Here is a 19,561-nt window from a genome sequence, read left to right as displayed (position 1 = left end):
CGTGGAAACCCGGTGCCTGGCCGTGCGTGCCGGCCCAGGGTATTCCCGAGCGGCAACCGGTGGTGAGCACCAAAGCAATTTAGCAGCTTCTGGTGCGCAAAAGAAATTTATATGCTTGCACGTCATATGCGCGTCAAACGCCCCACCGGCCCCACAGGAGACACCATGTTGCAAGCCGTGAACCCCGTCATCCCCGGCATCGCCGCGATCGCCCCCGAGCTGGTCGAGGTGCGCCGACGCATCCATGCTCATCCCGAACTCGCGTTCGAAGAGACGCTCACGAGCGATCTCGTCGCCGAGCTGCTCACCGGCTGGGGTTATGAAGTGCATCGCGGCATCGGCAAGACGGGCGTGGTCGGCGTGCTGCGCGAAGGACAAGGCACACGCACGGTCGGCCTGCGCGCCGACATGGACGCGCTGCCGCTCGCGGAAGCGACGGGCCTGCCGTACGCGAGCCGCCACGCAAACAAGATGCACGCATGCGGCCACGACGGCCACACCGCGATGCTGCTGTGCGCGGCGCGCCACCTCGCGGCGACGCGCCAGTTCTCCGGCACGCTGAACCTGATCTTCCAGCCGGCCGAGGAAAACTTCGGCGGCGCGAAGGCGATGATGGACGACGGCCTGTTCGACCGCTTCCCGTGCGACGCGATCTTCGCGATCCACAACATGCCGGGCCGCGCGGCCGGTGACATGGCCTTCCGCACCGGTGCCGCGATGGCGTCGGCCGACCGCGTGACGATCACGCTGCGCGGCGTCGGCGGCCACGGCGCGATGCCGCATTTCGCGCGCGATCCGATGTCGGCCGCGGGCAGCATCATGGTCGCGCTGCAGACGATCGTCGCGCGCGAGGTCGACGCGCAGCATGCGGCCGTGATCACGGTCGGCAGCGTGCAGGCCGGCGAGACGTTCAACATCATTCCCGAAACCGTCGTGATGAAGCTGTCGGTGCGCGCGCTGAACGCCGACGTGCGCGCGCTGCTCGCACGCCGCATCGAAGCGCTCGCGAACGGCCAGGCGGAAAGCTTCGGCATCACCGCGGAAGTCGACTACGACTACGGCTACCCGGTGCTCGTCAACCACGCGGAACCGACCGCGTTCGCGGCCGACATCGCGCGCCGGATGCTCGGCGCCGAGCGGGTCGAGACCGAGGCCGCGCCGCTGATGGGCAGCGAGGATTTCGCGTTCATGCTGGAAGCGCGCCCCGGCTGCTATGCATTCATCGGCAACGGGATCGGCAGCAAGGGCGGCTGCATGGTGCACAACCCCGGCTACGACTTCAACGACGACATCCTCGCGATCGGCGCGAGCTACTGGGTTCGCGTCGCCGAAGCCTGGCTCGCGGCCTGACGGCCCTTCACCACTCAGTTTCGCGCTTACCGGGGGAATCCCATGGAAACGTCTGCCCTTCCGTTCGCCGGCACGCCGGCCGATGCCCGCGCCGCCGCGAAGAAACGCCGGCTGATTGCGGCCGCCGCCGTCGGCAACGCGCTCGAGTTCTACGACTTCACGGTCTACAGCTTCTTCGCAATCCTGATCGGCAAGCTGTTCTTCCCGGTGCATTCGTCGTTCGGGCAGTTGATGCTCGCGGTCGCGAGCTTCGGCGTCGGCTTCGTCACGCGTCCGCTCGGCGGGCTCGTGATCGGCATGTATGCCGACCGCGCGGGCCGCAAGAAGGCGATGATCCTGACGCTGCTGCTGATGGCGCTCGGCACTGCGGCGATCGCGGTCGCGCCGACCTTCGCGCAGATCGGCTTCGCCGCACCGCTGCTGCTCGTGCTCGCGCGCCTGCTGCAGGGGTTCGCATCGGGCGGCGAAGTCGGCGCGTCGACGACGCTGCTGCTCGAACAGGCGCCGCAGCACCGTCGCGGCTTCTACGCATCGTTCCAGTTCTCGAGCCAGGGGCTCGCCGCGCTTGCGGGTGCGCTCACCGGCGTCGCGCTGACGTCGACGCTGAATGCCGCACAGCTCGAAAGCTGGGGTTGGCGCGTGCCGTTCATCATCGGCACGCTGTTCGTGCCGATCGGCTACTGGCTGCGCCGCACCGTCGAGGAAGTGCCGGCCGCTACGCCTGCCGCCGCACACGACGAGCCGGTCGCGTCGCTGCCGCTCGCCGACGTGCTGCGCCATCACGGCAAGGCCGTGTTCGCAGGCCTCGGCGTGACGATCGGCGGCACGTCGATCCACTACATCATCGTGTTCTACATGGCGATCTACGGCGTGCAGGTGCTGCACCTGCCGACCTGGCTGTCGATGACGGCCGGCTGCGTCGCCGGCGCGATCCTGATGCTCGTGACGCCGATCGGCGGCCACCTGTCCGACGTGTACGGGCGCAACCGGATCGTCTGGTGGACGCGCATCGTGCTGATGGCCGCGATCTACCCGGCGTTCATCGCGCTGAACCGCTGGCCGGGCGCCGCGTCGCTGCTGTCGATCATCGCGGCGCTGTCGATCGTGCATGCGATCAACATCGGCGCAACGGGCGCGATGCTCGGCGAACTGTTCCCGCGTGCGGTGCGTGCGACCGGCGGCGCGCTCGTATACAGCGTCGGCGTCGCGATCTTCGGCGGCTTCGCGCAGTTCTTCGTCACGTGGCTGATCGCGGCGACCGGCAATCCGAATGCGCCCGCTTGGTATGCGATCGGCTGCGGCGTGCTGACACTGCTCGCGATACGCTGCATGGACGAAAAGGCCGGGAAGTCGCTCGACTGAGCGGGGTTCGTTGCGCGGCACGCGATTGACGCGGCGCACGCGCATCGGGCATGATCGCTCCATGCGCCACGCCACGACCACTTCTTTGACCACGACGCGCACGACCGCCTTCGGCGGGCTCGTGCGGCGAGTGCGCGCAAGGTCGTAGCGCCACCGATTCCTCACAGGCCCCGCCGGTTCCGGACGGGGTCTTGTCGTTTCTCCGTCCGTGCCGGCCACTCAGGAGAAACGCGATGTCCGAAGCCCCCTCCCCCAAACGCGCGCTGCTCGTCGTCGACATGCAGGCCGGGCTGTTTCATGGCCCCGATCGTCCGCACGACGGCGAACGTGTGCTCGCTAACATCAACCGGTTGATCGGCCGCGCACACGACGCCGGCGCGCCCGTGTTCGCGGTGCGCCATACCGGGCCCGCCGGCTCGCCGCTTGCGCCCGATTCGCCGCTTGCCGCATTGCTGCCGGAACTCGCGATCGATGCCGCGCGCGATACCGTGTTCGACAAGGCGCGGCCGAGTTGCTTCGCAGGCACGCGACTCGCCGAGTGGCTGCGCGCGGCCGATATCGGCGAACTCGTCGTCACCGGGATGAAGACGCAGTACTGCGTCGATACGACCTGCCGCGCGGCCGCCGATCTCGGCTTTCGCGTGCTGCTCGTTGCCGATGCGCATACCTGCATGGACACGCCCGCGCTGCCGGCCGAGCGGATCGTCGCGCATCACAACGCGACGCTCGACGGCCCGTTCACGACGCTGACGACGACCGACGCGTGCGGGTTCTGACCGATACCGATCACACGCCGTAAACGCAACAACGCACGGGCGGTCGCCGCCCGTGCGTCGGGTGCAAGTCGCGTAGTCGCGTTACTCAGAACGTATGCATCATCCCCACATACGCCCCCGTCTGCGACTCGCCCGTCAGCGGGCTCGTGCCCGACGTCGCATCGCGCGGCGTCGCGAGCAGCGAGAAGTTCGAGTTGCCGCCGTTGCGCACATACGCGACCGTACCGTACAGGAACGTGCGCTTCGACAGGTTGTACGTGGTGCCGAGCACATACATCATCGCGTGGCCCGACGGATCGTGCGACGCATCGCCGCCGCCGTCGCCGACCTTCACGTAGTACCCGCCGCCCGTCACGGCCCACTGCGGCGTCGCGGTGTAGGTCGCGCCGAGCCAGTAGTGATCGGCGCGATCTGCGACACCGGCCGGGCTGTCCGGCGCCTGGTAGTGCGTATACGCGCCCTGGATCTTGAACTTCGACACCTTCACGTTCGCGCCGACGAAATATTCGCGCGACGCGGTGAAGATGTTGCTGAATTTGCCGTTGTTGTCGCGCAGTTCGTCGTAGATGCCGCGCACGTCGAGCACCGGCGAGTGGTACGAGATCATGATCCCGTCCGAGCGGCCGAAATCGTCGGCCGCGCCGTAGTTGAAGCCGCGCGACTGGTTGCCGAACGCGTATTGCGCCTGCACGTCGAAGCCGCCGATCACCGGGCTGTGATATTCGATGTTGTTGCTGCTTTGCTGCCAGTTGCGGCCGCGCACGAGCGATGCCGACGAAAACGCCTGCTGCACGAACGGATCGAATTCCCACACGCCGTCGCTGTCGATGAACAGGTTGCGGCCGGCCTGCAGCTGGCCCCACGTGTCGCTCTTCAGGCCGACATACGCGCGCCGCGACCACATGCGGCCGCCGCCGGTCTGGCCGTTCATCACCTGGAACGCGGTTTCGAGGTTGAAGACCGTCGACAGCCCGCCGCCGAGATCCTCGATACCCTTCAGGCCGAACATGCTGGTGCCCCAGTCGCCGCTTTCCGCGCTCCAGCGCGACTTGCTGCCGGTCGGCGTCGCGATGTGGTTCAGGTACTCGACGCCGCCATCGACGCGGCCGTACAGCGTCACGCTCGTTTGTGCGAAAGCGGCCGCCGGCGTGGCGGCCGCGATCAGCCATGCGAAATGTTTGAGTCGCAAAATGATGCCCCCTCGGAGTCTCGACCTTCCAGCGCGCGCCCCATGCGTGCGCCACGGGCCCGTTTATCCGCGATCGATCGAAAAACGTCCGGGGCCCGCCGCGCAGAGCGCGAGCAGGCCGCCCGAGATCGCGATGTTCTTGTAGAAATGAATCATGTTGTTGATCTGCTCGCCGCCCGTCATCGTCCAGTAGTGGTGGCCGATGATGCCGGTTCCGATCGTATACAGCGCAAGCAGCAGCGCGAGCGGCCGCGTCTGGAAGCCGACCAGGATCGCGATCCCGGCGAACAGTTCCATCGCGACGGAGATCGCCGCGGACACGATCGGCGCGGGCGCGCCTTCCGAACCCATGAACGCGATGGTACCGGGAAAGTCGACGATCTTCTTCCAGCCGAACATCACGAACAGGATCACGAGCAGGATCCGGGCAAGCAGCAGCAGCACATCGCGCTGGGACGCGAGAAACGGTTGATTCGGTGTCATGGTGTCGATCAACGAAAAACGATGCGCGGCTGGCGCACCGGATTGCCAATGAACCGGAACGGGCGGCCGCCTGCGCCGCCCGTCCCGCTCTGCAACAACCGGCATCGGGCTCGGCCCGATGTGCTGTGCTCCTCCTCTTGTTAGATGCTGCTCTTCTTCGAAGTTGCGCTGTCGCGCCGTCGCGCGCCGCGTCAGCGCAGCTTCGCGACGTCCTGCTCGGTCACCTTCGCGGCCGGATTGCCGAACTGCCCGGTCAGGTAGTTCGTCAGCGCGGCGATCTGCGCATCCGACAGCTCGTGGCGGAACGCCGGCATCCCGACGTCCTCGCTGCCGGCCTTGCGCTGCACGCCGTTCAGGATCACCTGCACGAGGTTGGTCGGATTCGGTGCGCCGACCGTCGAGTTGTGGAACAGCGGCGGGTAATACCCGTCCGGCGTGCCCTTGCCCTGCATCTGGTGGCAGGTCGCGCAGTTGCCGAGATAGAGCCGCGCCGGATCGATGCCCGACGACGCGAGCGCGACGCCGCGCAGCTTCAGGCCGTCCTCGGCCGGCTTGCCCCACGACGAGCGCGACTGCTTTGCGTCGCCGCTGGCGACGGCCGGCACCGTGCGAATGTACGTCGAGATCGCGCCGATGTCGGATTCCGTCATCTTCGAGAAGCTGTGCTCGATCGCCTCGGCCATCGGGCCGGCCGCCTGCGCGACGCCCGGCACGCTGCCGGTGCGCAGGTACTGCACGAGCTGCTGCTGCGTCCAGCCGCCGATCCCCGCGTTCGGGTCGGACGTGATGTTGTAGCCGTCCCAGCCCGCGAGCACCGAGCCCGACAGGAAGCTGCCGCCCGTCTCGTCGAGCGACTTCTCCTGCATCGCGATGCCGCGCGGCGTGTGGCACGTGCTGCAGTGCGCGAGGCCCTGCACGAGGTACGCGCCGCGGTTCCACTCGGCGCTCTGCGCCGGCTTCGGCTGGTACACGCCGTCCTTCAGGAACAGCCAGTTCCAGATCTTCAGCGGCCAGCGCATGCTCAGAAGCGCGGGGATCTCGTTCTTCGGCGGCGTCTGCTTGACCGGTTCGACGCCGTGCATGAAGTACGCATACAGCGCCTGCACGTCGTCGTCGTTGATCTTCGCGTACGACACGTACGGCATCGCCGGGTACAGGTTGTCGCCGTTCTTCGAGACGCCGTGACGCACCGCCCGCTCGAAGTCGTCGAACGTCCAGTTGCCGATGCCCGTATCGGGATCGGGCGTGATGTTGCTCGTGTAGATCTTGCCGAGCATCGGCACGGGCATCCCGAGGCCGCCCGCGAACGGCTTGCCGCCCTTCGCGGTGTGGCACGCCATGCAGTCGCCCGCGATCGCGAGGTATTCGCCGCGCTTGACCTGCGCCGGATCGGCCGCGTCGGCCGCGCGCGCGAGCCCCGGCAGCGCGAGGCAGCCGGCGAGGAGGAAGGTGAGAGTAGATTTCCGCACGGTCAGACTTCCTTCTTCAGCGTGTCCGACATCCGCAGCGCGAGCGCCGCGATCGTCAGCGTCACGTTCACCGTACCGACGGTCGGCATCGTCGAGCTGCTCGAAATGAACAGGTTCGGATGGTCGAACGTGCGGCAGTCCTTGTCGACGACCGAGTCGCGTGCATCCGCGCCCATGATCGTCGCGCCCGTGATGTGGTTGTTCGGCGCGAACTCGTCGTTGAAGACGACTTCGGTGCCGCCCAGCACCTTCGCGGCCGTCGCATAGACCTCGCGCGTGTGCACGGCGCCGCGCTTCACGTAGTCGTCGATCGCGTACGTGATCTCGGGGCGCGGGATGCCGATCGCGTCGGTGGCCGTCTTGCTCGGCACGATGCGGTTCTCGGGTTGCGGCAGGATTTCATGGAAGCAGTCGAACTGCACGTAGCGCGCGGAACGGTCGCGGATCTGCGCGTCGAGCTCCTCGGGCTTCATCAGCTTGCCGCCCTTGAAGATCTTCTGCGTCTCCTGGTTGATGCGCGACATGTTCGACAGGTGGATCTTCTTCGCGGCTTCGGTCGCGCGGAACGGGCCGTCGCGGAAACCGATCAGCGACGTCATTTCCTGCGGGCCGCGGCCCGGCCACAGCTTCTCGTTCGCGTAGAACGACACGCCGGTGCCCGGATGGTCCATCAGGTTGCGGCCGACCATGTCGGAACTGTTCGCGACGCCGTTCGGGAAATCGCGGTTCGCCGACATCAGCAGGATCTTCGGCGTCTCGATGCCGTTCGCCGCCACCACGAAGTACTTGCCTTCGACGCGATGGTCGGCGCCGGACTTGTCCTTGTAGATCGCCGCGACGATGCGCTTGTTCGGGCCGGTTTCCAGCTTGTAGACGACCGCGTTCTCGATCAGCTTCGCGCCGGCCTGCTCGGCCTTCTCGACGTGCACGATCCCGTTGTACATCGCACCGATCGGGCAGATCGGCATGCAGTTGTTGTTCCCGCAACAGGTTGGCCGGCCGTCGTACGGGCGGCTATTGCGCGCGACCGGCTCGGTCACCACGTGGAACTTCGGGTCATAGCCGTTGAGCGCGCTCTTGATCGTCTGCTCGTTGAACGACAACGGCAGCGGCGGCATCGGGTACGGCTGCTTGCGCGGCGAGTACAGATCTTCCTCGGGACCCGGGCCCCACACGCCGAGCTCTTCCTCGGCGCGCTGGTAATAGTGCTCGAGGTCGTCGTACTGGATCGGCCAGTCGCGGCCGACGCCGTACACGGTCTTCATCTTGAAGTCGTTCGGGATGAAGCGCCACGCGGACGCGGCCCAGTGCCACGTCGTGCCGCCCACCGCGCGGATGTACTGCGAGTTGAACTTGTGCTCGCCCTTCAGGACCAGGTAGTCGTTCGGCGGGCCGTATTCCGGATGCGGTGCCCACGGGCTCGACGGGTACGGCGCCATGAAATCGGTCTTGTCGGTCTGATTCCGAAAGCGCTCGACGATCTCCCAGCGCGGCATGCGCGGGCCGGCTTCCAGCAGGATCACCGACTTGCCCGCCATCGCGAGCTGGTGCGCCACGATCGCGCCTGCGACACCCGATCCGACGACGACGACGTCGGCCTTTTGCGTATCGGTATCGGCCATCAGGCTTGCCTCTCGATCGGTTTTTCGGCCCAGAAGCCGGGTTTGTTGGGGCAATACGAAGGGATCACGAGCGTATCGGATACGACGCCGAACATTAATGCTTCCTCGTAGGTAATCACGACGTTGTCGACGACGCCGAGATACCACGCTTCAAGAATCTTCAGCGCGAGCGCTTCCTGATCGGGATTCAGCGAGCCGGACGCGAGTGCGCCGGCGAGTTGCGGCAGGCTGTCGGCCGTCTGGAACGAGCCCTTCTGCAATGCCTGCAGGAAGCGCTGGCCGAGCACGCGGCTCAGCCCCTTCTTGCCGGTCAATGCTTCGGAGAGCGTCATGAACGTATCGAGCGGCGCGGTGCCGGGAGCGTCGGCCAGGGCCCGCAACGCCAGCGAGCCCGTGAGGCCCGCCGCCGTCAGCGCCAGTGCGCCCTGCAGCCATTGACGCCGCGTGATGCCGGTTGCAGCTGCGTCGCCAACGCGACGCGAGTGGGGGGTGTTGTCGTTGTGCATGTTTCCTTCTCTCGAACACCGGATTCGGGAAAACCACGCTTGATATTTCTCAAACATTGGCGCGGACCTGAAATGTACGCGCACAAATCGAATCGAACAATCTTTTTATAGCCCATTAAATGTTCCGCAATCCGGGACAAACGACTTTTCGCTGCATTTTTGTGTCGTCGACGCGACAAATCTGCGGCGGACGCGCCGGTGTCGCATGCCGGCGACACACGGCGACTGCGCGCGACGATGCGTGCGCATGGCCGTCGGTTAGAATCGCGTGCAATCAAACAGAAAGCTTCCCTCCGAGGGCAATCGAGCGATGAAGCAGCACGACAAACAGAACAACACGATTCGAACCAACCACGTCACACGGCTGCTCTGGCGCATCGGCGCCGTCGCGGCGCTCGGCGGTGCCGCGGCCCTGTCGCTGCATGCGCTCGCGGCGCGTACGGTGAGCGTGTCGCCGCAAGGCACCGTCACCGAAGTCCGGCAGACCGTCGTCAAGTTCGACGAACCGATGGTCGCGTTCGGCTCGGCATCCGCGCCGAATCCCGCGCGCGTGACCTGCAACGATTCGACCGCCGCACGCGGCCAGGGTCACTGGCTCGACGACAAGACCTGGGCTTACGATTTCGAAAACGATCTGCCGCCCGGCGTGCGCTGCTCGGTCGCGCTCAACGACACGCTGCGCTCGGTCGCCGGCAATGCGGCCAGCGGCCCGCGCCGCTTCACGTTCCAGACGGGCGGCCCGTTCCCGGTGAACGTGCGCCCCGGCTCGCGCGAGATCGAGGAACGGCAGGTCTTCGTGATGAAGCTGAACGGCCCGGCCGAACCGCGCTCGGCGCTCGCGAACATCTGGTGCGAAGCGGCCGGCATCGGCAACCGCATTCCCGTCACGGCCGCCGCCGACGATACGCGCAACGCGCTGCTCGACCATTTCGGGCTGAAGAAGGACGCCGCTCGCGTACTGACGCTGTCGTGCGCGCAGGCGCTGCCGGCGAGCGCGAAGATGCAGCTCGTATACGGCAAGGGCGTCGCGAGCCCGAGCGGCATCGCGAACGACACCGAACGGCGCTTCGATTTCACCGTGCGCGCGCCGTTCGCCGCGAGCTTCTCGTGCGAACGCGAGAACGCGAAAGCACCCTGCACGCCGCTGCGCCCGCTCACGCTGTCGTTCAATGCGCCGATCTCGCGCAAGAACGCCGACGCGATCAAGCTGCGCAGCCCCGACGGTTCGCTGTCGCCGACCTTCGCGGCCGACGACCACAGCGAGGAAGTGACGACCGTCACGTTCAACCCGCCTTTGCCCGCGCAGGCCGCGCTGACGATCGAACTGCCGTCGGGCCTGCGCGACGTGACCGACCGCTCGCTGTCCAACGCCGACCTGTTCCCGCTGGCGACGCGCACCGCGCCGATGCCGCCGCTCGCGAAATTCTCGTCGGGCACCTTCGGGATCGTCGAGCGCTTCGCCGAACCCGATACGCCGGCGCTCGTGCCCGTCACGCTGCGCAACGTCGAGGCCGACCTGCATATCGCCGGCCTCAACGCGGGTGGCGCGCAGTTCGCGAACCTGAAGGTCGAGAACGACACCGCGATCCGCCAGTGGATGCGCACCGTCGACCGCTTCGACAACTGGTCGATGACGGCCGGCTCGATCGACAGCCAGATTCCGGGCCTGCTCCAACGCAAGGGCCAGCACCCCGTCTACGTGCCGCTCCAGGCCGGCGAAAAGCAGCCCGCGCCGAAGGACCGCCGCATCGACGTGCGCTCGCTGTCGCTGCTCAAGGGCGAGCCCGGCGCGCAGGCGCTGACGCTGCCGCAGGCCGACCCGAAGACGCTGCGCCCGTTCGAGATCGTCGGCGTGCCGATCGACAAGCCCGGCTTCTACGTGCTCGAACTCGCGTCGCCCGCGCTCGGCCGCTCGCTGCTCGCGAAGCCGTCGAGCATGTACGTGCGCACCACCGTGCTCGTCACGAACCTCGGCGTGCACCTGAAACAGGGCCGCGAGAACAACCTCGTGTGGGTCACGACGCTCGACAAGGGCAAGCCCGTGCCGAACGCGCAGATCCGCGTGTCGGACTGCAACGGCGATGAAATCGCCGCCGGCAAGACCGATGCACAGGGCCTGCTGAAGATCGACGGGCCGTTCGAGCCGAAGCACGAATGCCGCTCGTCCGAGCGCTTCGACGACTACTTCGTGTCGGCGCGCGTCGACGATCCGAAGACGGGCCCCGACATGGCATTCGTCAGCTCGGGCTGGAACCGCGGGATCGAATCCTGGCGCTTCAACGTGCCGACCGACACCGACAGCGCGCCGACCGTGCGCGCGCATACGGTGTTCGACCGCACGCTGCTGCGCGCGGGCGAAACCGTGTCGATGAAGCATTTCATCCGTACCGAGACGCTGCAGAGCCTCGCGTTCCCGTCGCAATACCCGACGCGCGTGACGATCCGCCATCTCGGCACGGGCCAGACGTACAAGCTGCCGCTCACGTGGGCGGCCGATCACAGCGCGGACACGCAGTTCACGCTGCCGCCCGCCGCGAAGCTCGGCGAATACAGCGTCGAACTCGCAGGCGGCCCGGAAGACGCGCCGACCGCCACCTATTACAGCGGCAGCTTCCGCGTCGAGGCATTCCGCCTGCCGGTGCTGAAGGGATCGATCGGCGCGCGCGACGCGCAGAAGAGCCCGCTCGTCGCCGCGAAGGAAGCGCCGCTCGCGGTGCAGATCGACTACGTGTCGGGCGGCGGCGCATCGAACCTGCCGGTGCAGGTGTCGGCGCTGATGAAGTGGGCGTCGCCGCCGTTCGCGGATCGCTTCGAGGACTTCAGCTTCACGCCGTATCGCCCCGACACGAGCGACGGCAACGCCGACGACGATTCGCAGGACGGCGACAACGCGTCGTCATCGAACCACGATCCCGACGCGACGAAGCTGATCGCCGACAAGCTGCCGCTGACGCTGGACCGCAACGGCGCGGGCTCGGTCACGCTCAAGGGCCTGCCGGACGTCGACGCGCCGAAGCGCATTGCGCTCGAAGCGACGTTCTCCGACCCGAACGGCGAAGTGCAGACGATCCGCGGCGACACGATCCTGTGGCCGGCCGCGGTGGTGGCCGGCATCAAGGCCGGCCGCTGGGTGTCGGTCGGCCAGCGCGTGCCCGTGCAGGCGCTCGCGGTCGACCTGCAGGGCAAGCCGCGCGCATCGGTGCCGATCGAGATCAAGGGCGTCGCGCACATCACGACGTCGTCGCGCAAGCGGATGGTCGGCGGCTTCTATGCATACGACAACAAGAGCGACACGCGCGACCTCGGCGTGCTGTGCTCGGGCAAGACCGACGACAAGGGCCGCATGGCGTGCGACGCGACGCTCGAACAGGCCGGCAACGTGCAGCTGATCGCTGTCGCGAAGGACGGCGACGGCCGCACGTCGAACGCATCGACGTCGGTCTGGGTCACGCGCGAGGACGAACTCTGGTTCGGCGGCGACAATACCGACCGGATCGACGTAATCCCGGAGAAGACCTCGTACGAACCGGGCGAAACGGCCCGCTTCCAGGTGCGCATGCCGTTCCGCTACGCGACCGCGCTCGTCGCGGTCGAGCGCGGCGGCGTGATGGAAACGCACGTCGTCGAGCTGAACGGCAAGAACCCGACCGTCGACCTGAAGGTCGGCGAATCGTGGGGGCCGAACGTCTACGTGTCGGTGCTCGCGCTGCGCGGCCGGATTCGCGAAGTACCGTGGTACTCGTTCTTCACGTGGGGCTGGAAAGCGCCGGTCGAATGGGCGCGCGCGTTCTGGCGCGAAGGCCGCCACTATGAAGCGCCGACCGCGTTCGTCGACCTGTCGAAGCCTGCGTTCCGCTACGGCCTCGGCGAGATCAAGGTCGGCACGGGCGTCCACCGTCTCGGCGTGACCGTGACGACCGACGCGACGCGCTATACGGTGCGCAGCCACGCGCAGGCGCACGTGAAGGTCACGCTGCCGAACGGCCAGCCCGCGCCGGCCGGCACGCAGATCGCGGTCGCGGCCGTCGACGAGGCGCTGCTCGAACTGATGCCGAACAACAGCTGGGACCTGCTCGACGCGATGCTGCGGCGACGCGCGTACGGCGTCGAGACGGCCACCGCGCAGATGGAAATCGTCGGCCGCCGCCACTTCGGCCGCAAGGCCGTGCCGGCCGGCGGCGGCGGCGGCGGCGCGCCGACGCGCGAGCTGTTCGACACGCTGCTGCTGTGGAATCCGCGCGTGACGCTCGACGCGAACGGCAGCGCGACCGTCGACGTGCCGCTGAACGACGCGCTCACGCGCTTCAGGATCGTCGCGATCGCGGCGGTCGGCCCCGACCGTTTCGGCACGGGCAGCACGTCGATCCGCAGCACGCAGGATCTGCAACTGATCTCCGGCCTGCCGCCGCTGGTGCGCGAAGGCGACGCGTTCCGCGCGCAGGTCACGCTGCGCAACACGACCGACCGCGCGATGCAGGTCGTCGTGACGCCGCGCGTGACGGGCCTCGACGTCGCGCCGCAAACCGTGTCGCTCGCAGCCAATACGGCGACCGAGGTCGCGTGGACGATCACCGTGCCCGAGCAGGCGCTCGACGCGGCCGGCGCGCTGAACTGGCGCATCGAAGCGGCCGAGCAAGGCGGCAAGCGTGCGTCCGATGCGCTGGCGGTCGCGCAAAAGGTCGTGCCCGCTCTCCCGGTGACCGTGCAGCAGGCGACGCTCGCGCAGGTCGACGGCACGCTGACGGTGCCCGTGTCGGCACCGGCCGGCGCCGTCAGCAACGCACAGGGCGCGCCGCGCGGCGGCATCGCCGTGTCGCTGCAGTCGAAGCTTGCCGACGGCCTGCCCGGCGTGCGCCGCTGGTTCGAGCGCTATCCGTACCGCTGCCTCGAACAGCAGGCGTCGCGCGCGATCGGCCTGCGCGACCCCGCGCAATGGCAGGCGCTGGTCGCGCGCATGCCCGTCTATCTCGACAGCGACGGGCTCGCGAGCTACTTCCCGCCATCGTCCGACGATTCGCACCACGGCAGCCCGACGCTGTCGTCGTACCTGCTCGTGCTGTCCGACGAGGCAAGCCGTGCCGACCCGCGCTTCGCGCTGCCGGAAGACCTGCGCACGCAGCTCGAAGCCGGGCTCGCGCGCTTCGTCGACGGCCGCATCGAGCGCAACGCGTGGGCGCCGCGCCAGGATCGCGACCTGCGCAAGCTCGCCGCGATCGAAGCGCTGTCGCGCTACGGCGCTGCTCAGGGCCGCATGCTCGGCTCGATCGAAATCGCGCCGAACCAGTGGCCGACGTCGGCGGTGATCGACTATCACGCGATCCTGACGCGCGTGAAGGACATCCCGCAACGCGACGAAAAACGCGCGCAGGTCGAACAGATCCTGCGCGCGCGCCTCACGTACCAGGGCACGCAGCTCGTGTTCTCGACCGCGCGCGACGACGACCTGTGGTGGCTGATGACCAGCAACGAGACCAATGCCGCGCGTCTCTCGATGGAATTCGCGGGCGACCCCGCGTGGAAGGACGAGATGCCGCGCATCACGGCCGGCCTGCTCGCGCTACAGCGCCAGGGCGCGTGGCAGACGACGACGTCGAACGCGCTCGGGCTGCTCGCGGTCGAGCGCTTCTCGCGCACCTACGAGAGCACGCCCGTCTCCGGCGCGACGAAGGTCACGCTCGGCGGCAACGAGCGCGCGATCTCGTGGTCGCAGGCGCCGGCCCCCGCCGACACGCCTGCATCGGCCACCGCCGCGACCCGCGCCGCCGCCGCGCGCAGCGTACTGATGCCGTGGCCGCGCGCGTCGCAGGCGCCGGCCACGCTGTCCGTCACGCAGGAAGGCACCGGGCGCCCGTGGGCGACGGTCGAGAGCCTCGCGGCCGTGCCGCTGCGCTCGCCGTTCGCGGCAGGCTACCGGATCACGAAGACCATCACGCCGGTGTCGCCCGCCGTCAAGGGCGTGCTGACGCGCGGCGACGTCGTGCGCGTGCATCTCGACATCGAAGCGCAAAGCGACATGACGTGGGTCGTCGTCAACGATCCGATCCCGTCCGGCGCGACGATCCTCGGTTCGGGCCTCGGCCGCGATTCCGAAGCGGCGACGCAGGGCGAGAAGACGCCCGACGGCGCGTGGCCGGCGTTCATCGAGCGCGACTTCGACGGCTACCGCGCGTACTACGACTATCTGCCGAAGGGCAAATTCTCGGTCGAGTACACGGTGCGGCTGAACAACGTTGGCACGTTCGGATTGCCGCCGACGCGCGTCGAGGCGCTGTACGCGCCGTCCGTGTACGGCCTGTGGCCGAACCCGCCGATGACCGTGAAGCCGGCCGACGCGGGCAAGCAGTGAGCGCGTGATGATCGATCGGGTCTTGCCGCGGCCGGCGCGTTTCGCCGGCCGCGTATTCGTCGCCGTCGTGCTGGCCGCGCCGCTCGTCGCGCATGCGCTGCCGGGTTACGACGACGTGCGCCGCGACTGGCGCAGCTCCGACTGGGTGCTGCTCGCGCGCGACGGCACGCCGCTGCAGCGCACGCGCGTCGACCTCACCGAACGGCGCGGCGACTGGGTGTCGCTCGCGGACGTATCGCCCGCGTTCCGCGAGGCGATCGTCGTCTCCGAGGACAAGCGCTTCTACGAACACAGCGGCGTCGACTGGCGCGGGATCGCCGGCGCCGCGTGGGGCAACCTGTGGAACGAGCGCACGCGCGGCGCGTCGACCGTGACGATGCAGCTCGCCGGGCTGCTCAGCGATTCGCCGCGCCGCTCTGGCCAGCGCTCGCTGCCCCAGAAGGCCACGCAGGCGATGAACGCGCTGCTGCTCGAACGCGGCTGGCGCAAGGACCAGATCCTCGAGGCATACCTGAATCTCGTGCCGTTCCGCGGCGAGACGGTCGGGCTCGGCGCGCTGTCGCAGGTGCTGTTCGGCAAGGCGCCGTCGGGCCTCGACGCGCGCGAAGCCGCGATCGCGGCCGCACTCGTACGTGCGCCCAACGCGACGCCCGCGAAGGTCGCCGAGCGCGCGTGCCGGATCCTGCGCGACATGCATGCCGAGCAGGTGTGCGCGTCGCTCGACGGCTACGTGCAGTTCGTCACCGCGCGGCCGGCCAACGCCATACGCGACGACGGTGCCGCCCTCGCCCCGCACTTCGCGCGGCGCATCGCGGCCGAGGTCAGGCCGGCGCCCGGCGCGCAGGTCCGCACGACGCTCGATGCGCCGTTGCAACGCTTTGCGCGCGACACGCTGATGCGCGCGCTGACCGAACTCAACGCGCCCGCGCACCGGCGCAACGTGCAGGACGGCGCGGTCGTCGTGATCGACAACGCGACCGGCGAAATTCGCGCATGGGTCGGATCGTCGGGCGCGTTGTCGAGCGCGCGCGACGTCGATGCCGTGCTCGCGCCGCGCCAGGCCGGCTCGACGCTCAAGCCGTTCCTCTATGCGCAGGCGCTCGACGAAAAGCGGCTGACCGCCGCGTCGCTGCTCGACGACGCGCCGATCAACCTCGCCGCCGGCGGCGGCCTGTACATTCCGCAAAACTACGACAAGGATTTCAAGGGCTGGGTAAGCGTGCGCAGCGCGCTCGGCGGCTCGCTGAACGTGCCGGCCGTGCGCACGCTCGTGCTTGTCACGCCGCACCGCTTCGCGCGCACGCTGACCGCGCTCGGCCTGCCGCTCGCGCAGGAAGGCGACTACTACGGCTTCAGCCTCGCGCTCGGGAGTGCCGACGTCACGCTGCTGTCGCTGACCAACGCGTATCGCGCGCTCGCGAACGGCGGCGTCGCGCGCAAGGTCGTCGACCTGCCCTCGCCGGCGTCCGACGCGGCCGGCGCGTCGGCGCCCGCGCATGCGGACGGCGGCACGCGCGTGTTCAGCGAGGCGGCCAGCTTCGTCGTTACCGACATCCTCTCCGACAACAATGCGCGCGTACGCACGTTCGGCTTCGACAACCCGCTCGCGACGCGCTTCTTCTCGGCGGTCAAGACCGGTACGAGCAAGGACATGCGCGACAACTGGACGGTCGGCTTCACATCGCGCTATACGGTCGGCGTGTGGGTCGGCAACGCGGACGGCTCGCCGATGTGGGACGTGTCGGGCGTCACGGGCGCGTCGCCCGTGTGGTCGGCCGTCGTCGGCTACCTGCACCGCGACCTGCCGAGCCGCGCGCCGCGCGCGCCGGCCGGCGTCGAGACGCGCCGCATCACGTTCGAGCGCGACATCGAGCCAGCGCGCAGCGAGTGGTTCATCGCGGGAACGGCGGTCGACACGATCCGGCTCGCCGCGCCCGTCACGCCGGGCAAGGACGGTGCGCGCGCGCCGCTGACGATCGGCGCGCCGACCGACGGCACGATCTTCGCGATCGACCCGGACATTCCGCCGAAGAACCAGCGGATCTGGTTCGAACGCTCGGCCGGGCGCGCCGTGCGGTTCGCGTGGCGGCTCGACGACAAGGTGATCGGGCATGCCGACCGCGTCGCGTGGATGCCGTGGCCGGGCCGGCACCGGCTCGAACTCGTCGACGCGCGCGGCAACGTCGCGGATGCGATCAGCTTCGAAGTGCGCGGCGCGTTCGCGAAGACGGCTGCGCGCAAGCCCTGAGCGCGTGAGCCGGCTGCTTACTGGCCGGCCGCGTTCGCCTTCTGCGGCTGCGCGGAGAAGTCGAGTGCCGGCGCTGTCGAGATCGCCGCTTCGTTCGCGACGCTGAAGTTCGGGCGCGGCTGGTAGCCGAAGATCTTCGCGATCACGACGCCCGGGAACTGGCGGATCTGCACGTTGTAGTGCTGCACCGTCTTGATGTAGCGGCCGCGCGCGACCGCGATGCGGTTTTCCGTGCCTTCGAGCTGCGTCTGCAGGTCGCGGAACGCTTCGTTGGCCTTCAGCTCCGGGTAGCGCTCGGACACCACCATCAGCCGGCTCAGCGCGCCCGACAGTTCGCCCTGCCGTTGATCGAACGCCGCGAGCGCGGCCGGATCCTTCGCCATCTCCGGCGTCATCTGCACGCTGCCGACGCGCGCACGGGCCGAGGCCACCTCGGTCAGTACGCGCTCCTCGTGCGACGCATAGCCCTTCACCGACGCGGCGAGATTCGGCACGAGATCGGCGCGGCGCTGGTACTGGTTCAGCACTTCGGACCACGCCGCATTGATGTCCTCGTCGGACGACTGGATCGCGTTATAGCCGCACCCCGCGAGCGGAGCCAGTACGCAGCACACGAGCAGGATTCGAAACCATTTCATTGTTGGAGACTTCCGGTTGAGCGCTCCGGGCGGAGCGGTAGTGAAAAGAAACGTTGTTTGCGCAGGTGCGCTGCGTATGGCGCCTGGTGGTTACCAGCGACCCGATGCGCCCCCGCCGCCGCTCGACCCACCGCCGCCGCTGAACGAATCGGAACTCGACGAATCGGAGTCCGCGCGCGAGCCTGACGACGGCCACTTGAAACCGGATGACGACGAGGACGAAGACGACGAGCTTCCGCCCGTGAGCTTGTCGATGATTCCGAGGATCAGCGTCAGCACGCAAAATACCGTCACCAGGACTTCGCCGGGCGAATAGCCCATCCAGTGCCCGATCGCGATCAACGCCAGCAGCGTGCCGCCGATGATCGCCGCGTACTTGCGGATGGGTGCGGATCGGACGACACCGATGCCGAGCAGCCATGCCCCGACGCCCACGCTCGTCGGAACCAATGCCAGGGCCGCCAGGATCGCCTCGAGATTGCCGTCGAAGATCTCGCCGACCGGCAGCATCACGATCGGCACGATCGTCGCGACGAGATAGCTTGCCGGGAGCATCACCTGCCAGCGCAGCTTGCGCCACGCGGTCACGGCACCCAATGCGACGTTGGCCAGCCCGAGCAGGAGCCAGAACGTGAAACTGCCGTACTCGACCGGCGGCTTCTCGAGCAAGCCGTTCGACATCCGCCGCTCATTGCCCGCCCGGCTGTCGCGGGACGCGATGTCGACCGCCTCGTCATCCCGCCGGGCGTCGGTCGACGTAGCCATCTCCGGCGGCGTCATCTCGAGCGTGAGCGCAGCGACTGCATCGCTCACGCCGGCCTCGATTCGATTCTCACGAAACGCCGGCACGATCCGTTCGCGGATGATCCGGCCCGCGACGATGTCCGGAATCGCGCCTTCGAGCCCATAGCCGACTTCGATCCGCACGGTATGGTCGCTGAGCGCCGCGACGAGCAGCAGGCCGTTGTCGATCTTGCTCTCGCCGAGACGCCATTTGTCGAACACCGCAGTCGCGAACTGCTCGATCGTCGCGTGGCCCGTCGAGCCGACCAGCAGCACCGCCATCTGTACGCCGAGCCGGCGCTCGAGATCGGCGAGGCGCTCGGTCAGTTCGGTCGCGCATGCGGCGCTCAGCGCGCCGGTCATGTCCGTCACGCGGCCTTTCAGCGGCGGTGCCGCTTCGGGATCGGTGGCGACGGGATAAGTAGCCGCCGCTACAGCCGCGTGCGTGCAGGCCGATGGCGCCGACGCGGACGGTGCGCCGGCTGCCGACGCAATGGCGCCATCTGCGCCGCCGGCCGGCGCGGCGAACGCCGAACTGTACAGGAGTGTTGCGCCCGTCAGCACGGCAGTCACCGCTTTCCCTATCCCGGCAAAGGCGATCGTGCTGCGCATGCGCGTGGGGCGTCCGTCGTGTCGGGTCGTGCCTGCCCGCGATGCCGGATCGCCCTCGCAACCCGCCGGGCACGGCCGGCCCGTCTGTCGTTTCAAGTTCATGTCGGAAACGGCACGCCTGCCCCTCGGGAACGGCGCGTTCTCTCGTCGTTTTTGGTCGTTCCGCAGCATAACCAA

At 68.3% G+C, this 19,561-nt stretch carries 12 protein-coding genes; 5 read left to right on the top strand and 7 right to left on the bottom strand.

What is annotated here, in order from left to right; genetic code table 11:
• The first annotated feature begins 165 nt into the window (after nt 1-165).
• The 3 genes from DM992_RS31980 to DM992_RS31970 all read left to right on the top strand — a co-directional run bounded on the left by DM992_RS31980 (nt 166) and on the right by DM992_RS31970 (nt 3,488).
• Nucleotides 166-1,350, top strand: coding sequence for a M20 aminoacylase family protein (locus DM992_RS31980; RefSeq protein ID WP_111020109.1), 1,185 nt, complete (start codon nt 166-168; stop codon nt 1,348-1,350).
• A gap of 42 nt (nt 1,351-1,392) precedes the next feature.
• A complete protein-coding gene (locus DM992_RS31975; protein WP_111020108.1) occupies nt 1,393-2,712 on the top strand; it encodes an MFS transporter in 1,320 nt (439 codons plus the stop codon).
• A 233-nt stretch (nt 2,713-2,945) separates the two neighbouring features.
• Entirely contained in the window at nt 2,946-3,488 is a 543-nt protein-coding gene (locus DM992_RS31970) for a cysteine hydrolase family protein (protein WP_111020107.1), read from the top strand.
• An 85-nt stretch (nt 3,489-3,573) separates the two neighbouring features.
• Here the strand turns inward: DM992_RS31970 and DM992_RS31965 are convergent, their stop codons facing one another.
• The 5 genes from DM992_RS31965 to DM992_RS31945 form a co-directional block, all read right to left on the bottom strand.
• On the bottom strand, nt 3,574-4,677 hold the full coding sequence (locus DM992_RS31965; protein ID WP_111020106.1) for a porin: 1,104 nt from the start codon (nt 4,675-4,677) through the stop codon (nt 3,574-3,576).
• A gap of 63 nt (nt 4,678-4,740) precedes the next feature.
• The gene (locus DM992_RS31960) at nt 4,741-5,160 is read right to left on the bottom strand and encodes a DoxX family protein (protein WP_111020514.1); all 420 of its coding nucleotides are present in this window, start codon (nt 5,158-5,160) and stop codon (nt 4,741-4,743) included.
• 191 nt (nt 5,161-5,351) lie between these two features.
• Complete coding sequence (locus tag DM992_RS31955) at nt 5,352-6,629, bottom strand: cytochrome c (RefSeq protein ID WP_111020105.1); 1,278 nt, start codon at nt 6,627-6,629, stop codon at nt 5,352-5,354.
• A 2-nt stretch (nt 6,630-6,631) separates the two neighbouring features.
• Nucleotides 6,632-8,251, bottom strand: coding sequence for a GMC family oxidoreductase (locus DM992_RS31950; protein ID WP_072438782.1), 1,620 nt, complete (start codon nt 8,249-8,251; stop codon nt 6,632-6,634).
• Nucleotides 8,251-8,757 carry a sugar dehydrogenase complex small subunit gene (locus tag DM992_RS31945; RefSeq protein WP_111020104.1) on the bottom strand — a complete coding sequence of 169 codons (507 nt, stop codon included), beginning with the start codon at nt 8,755-8,757 and terminating at the stop codon, nt 8,251-8,253. Before DM992_RS31945 ends, DM992_RS31950 begins: the two co-directional genes overlap by 1 nt.
• Before the next feature lie 310 nt (nt 8,758-9,067).
• Here DM992_RS31945 and DM992_RS31935 point away from each other — a divergent pair, with 310 nt between their 5' ends.
• Together DM992_RS31935 and pbpC are read left to right on the top strand one after the other, a co-directional pair.
• A complete protein-coding gene (locus DM992_RS31935; RefSeq protein WP_111020103.1) occupies nt 9,068-15,103 on the top strand; it encodes an MG2 domain-containing protein in 6,036 nt (2,011 codons plus the stop codon).
• A gap of 7 nt (nt 15,104-15,110) precedes the next feature.
• Entirely contained in the window at nt 15,111-17,351 is a 2,241-nt protein-coding gene (gene pbpC / locus DM992_RS31930) for a penicillin-binding protein 1C (RefSeq protein WP_111020102.1), read from the top strand.
• Nucleotides 17,352-17,368: 17 nt separating this feature from the next.
• On the opposite strand, the gene DM992_RS31925 is transcribed toward pbpC, so the two are convergent.
• Together DM992_RS31925 and DM992_RS31920 are read right to left on the bottom strand one after the other, a co-directional pair.
• Nucleotides 17,369-17,989, bottom strand: coding sequence for a LemA family protein (locus DM992_RS31925; protein WP_111020101.1), 621 nt, complete (start codon nt 17,987-17,989; stop codon nt 17,369-17,371).
• Between the two features lie 90 nt (nt 17,990-18,079).
• Nucleotides 18,080-19,345, bottom strand: a complete 1,266-nt coding sequence (locus tag DM992_RS31920; RefSeq protein ID WP_162631777.1) for a TPM domain-containing protein — start codon at nt 19,343-19,345, stop codon at nt 18,080-18,082.
• Nucleotides 19,346-19,561 lie beyond the last annotated feature (216 nt).

This window comes from Burkholderia sp. JP2-270 (genome assembly GCF_003233675.1).
Lineage (GTDB): Bacteria > Pseudomonadota > Gammaproteobacteria > Burkholderiales > Burkholderiaceae > Burkholderia > Burkholderia pyrrocinia_C.
This window is presented reverse-complemented; position numbering and strand designations above follow the sequence as displayed.

Excerpts from the sequence above, each read along its gene's own strand:
- DM992_RS31980 (WP_111020109.1), top strand. The coding sequence starts at position 166 with ATGTTGCAAGCCGTGAACCCCGTCATCCCCGGCATCGCCGCGATCGCC.
- DM992_RS31975 (WP_111020108.1), top strand. The coding sequence starts at position 1,393 with ATGGAAACGTCTGCCCTTCCGTTCGCCGGCACGCCGGCCGATGCCCGC.
- DM992_RS31970 (WP_111020107.1), top strand. The coding sequence starts at position 2,946 with ATGTCCGAAGCCCCCTCCCCCAAACGCGCGCTGCTCGTCGTCGACATG.
- DM992_RS31960 (WP_111020514.1), bottom strand. The coding sequence starts at position 5,160 with ATGACACCGAATCAACCGTTTCTCGCGTCCCAGCGCGATGTGCTGCTG.
- DM992_RS31950 (WP_072438782.1), bottom strand. The coding sequence starts at position 8,251 with ATGGCCGATACCGATACGCAAAAGGCCGACGTCGTCGTCGTCGGATCG.
- DM992_RS31945 (WP_111020104.1), bottom strand. The coding sequence starts at position 8,757 with ATGCACAACGACAACACCCCCCACTCGCGTCGCGTTGGCGACGCAGCT.
- DM992_RS31935 (WP_111020103.1), top strand. The coding sequence starts at position 9,068 with ATGAAGCAGCACGACAAACAGAACAACACGATTCGAACCAACCACGTC.
- pbpC (WP_111020102.1), top strand. The coding sequence starts at position 15,111 with ATGATCGATCGGGTCTTGCCGCGGCCGGCGCGTTTCGCCGGCCGCGTA.
- DM992_RS31925 (WP_111020101.1), bottom strand. The coding sequence starts at position 17,989 with ATGAAATGGTTTCGAATCCTGCTCGTGTGCTGCGTACTGGCTCCGCTC.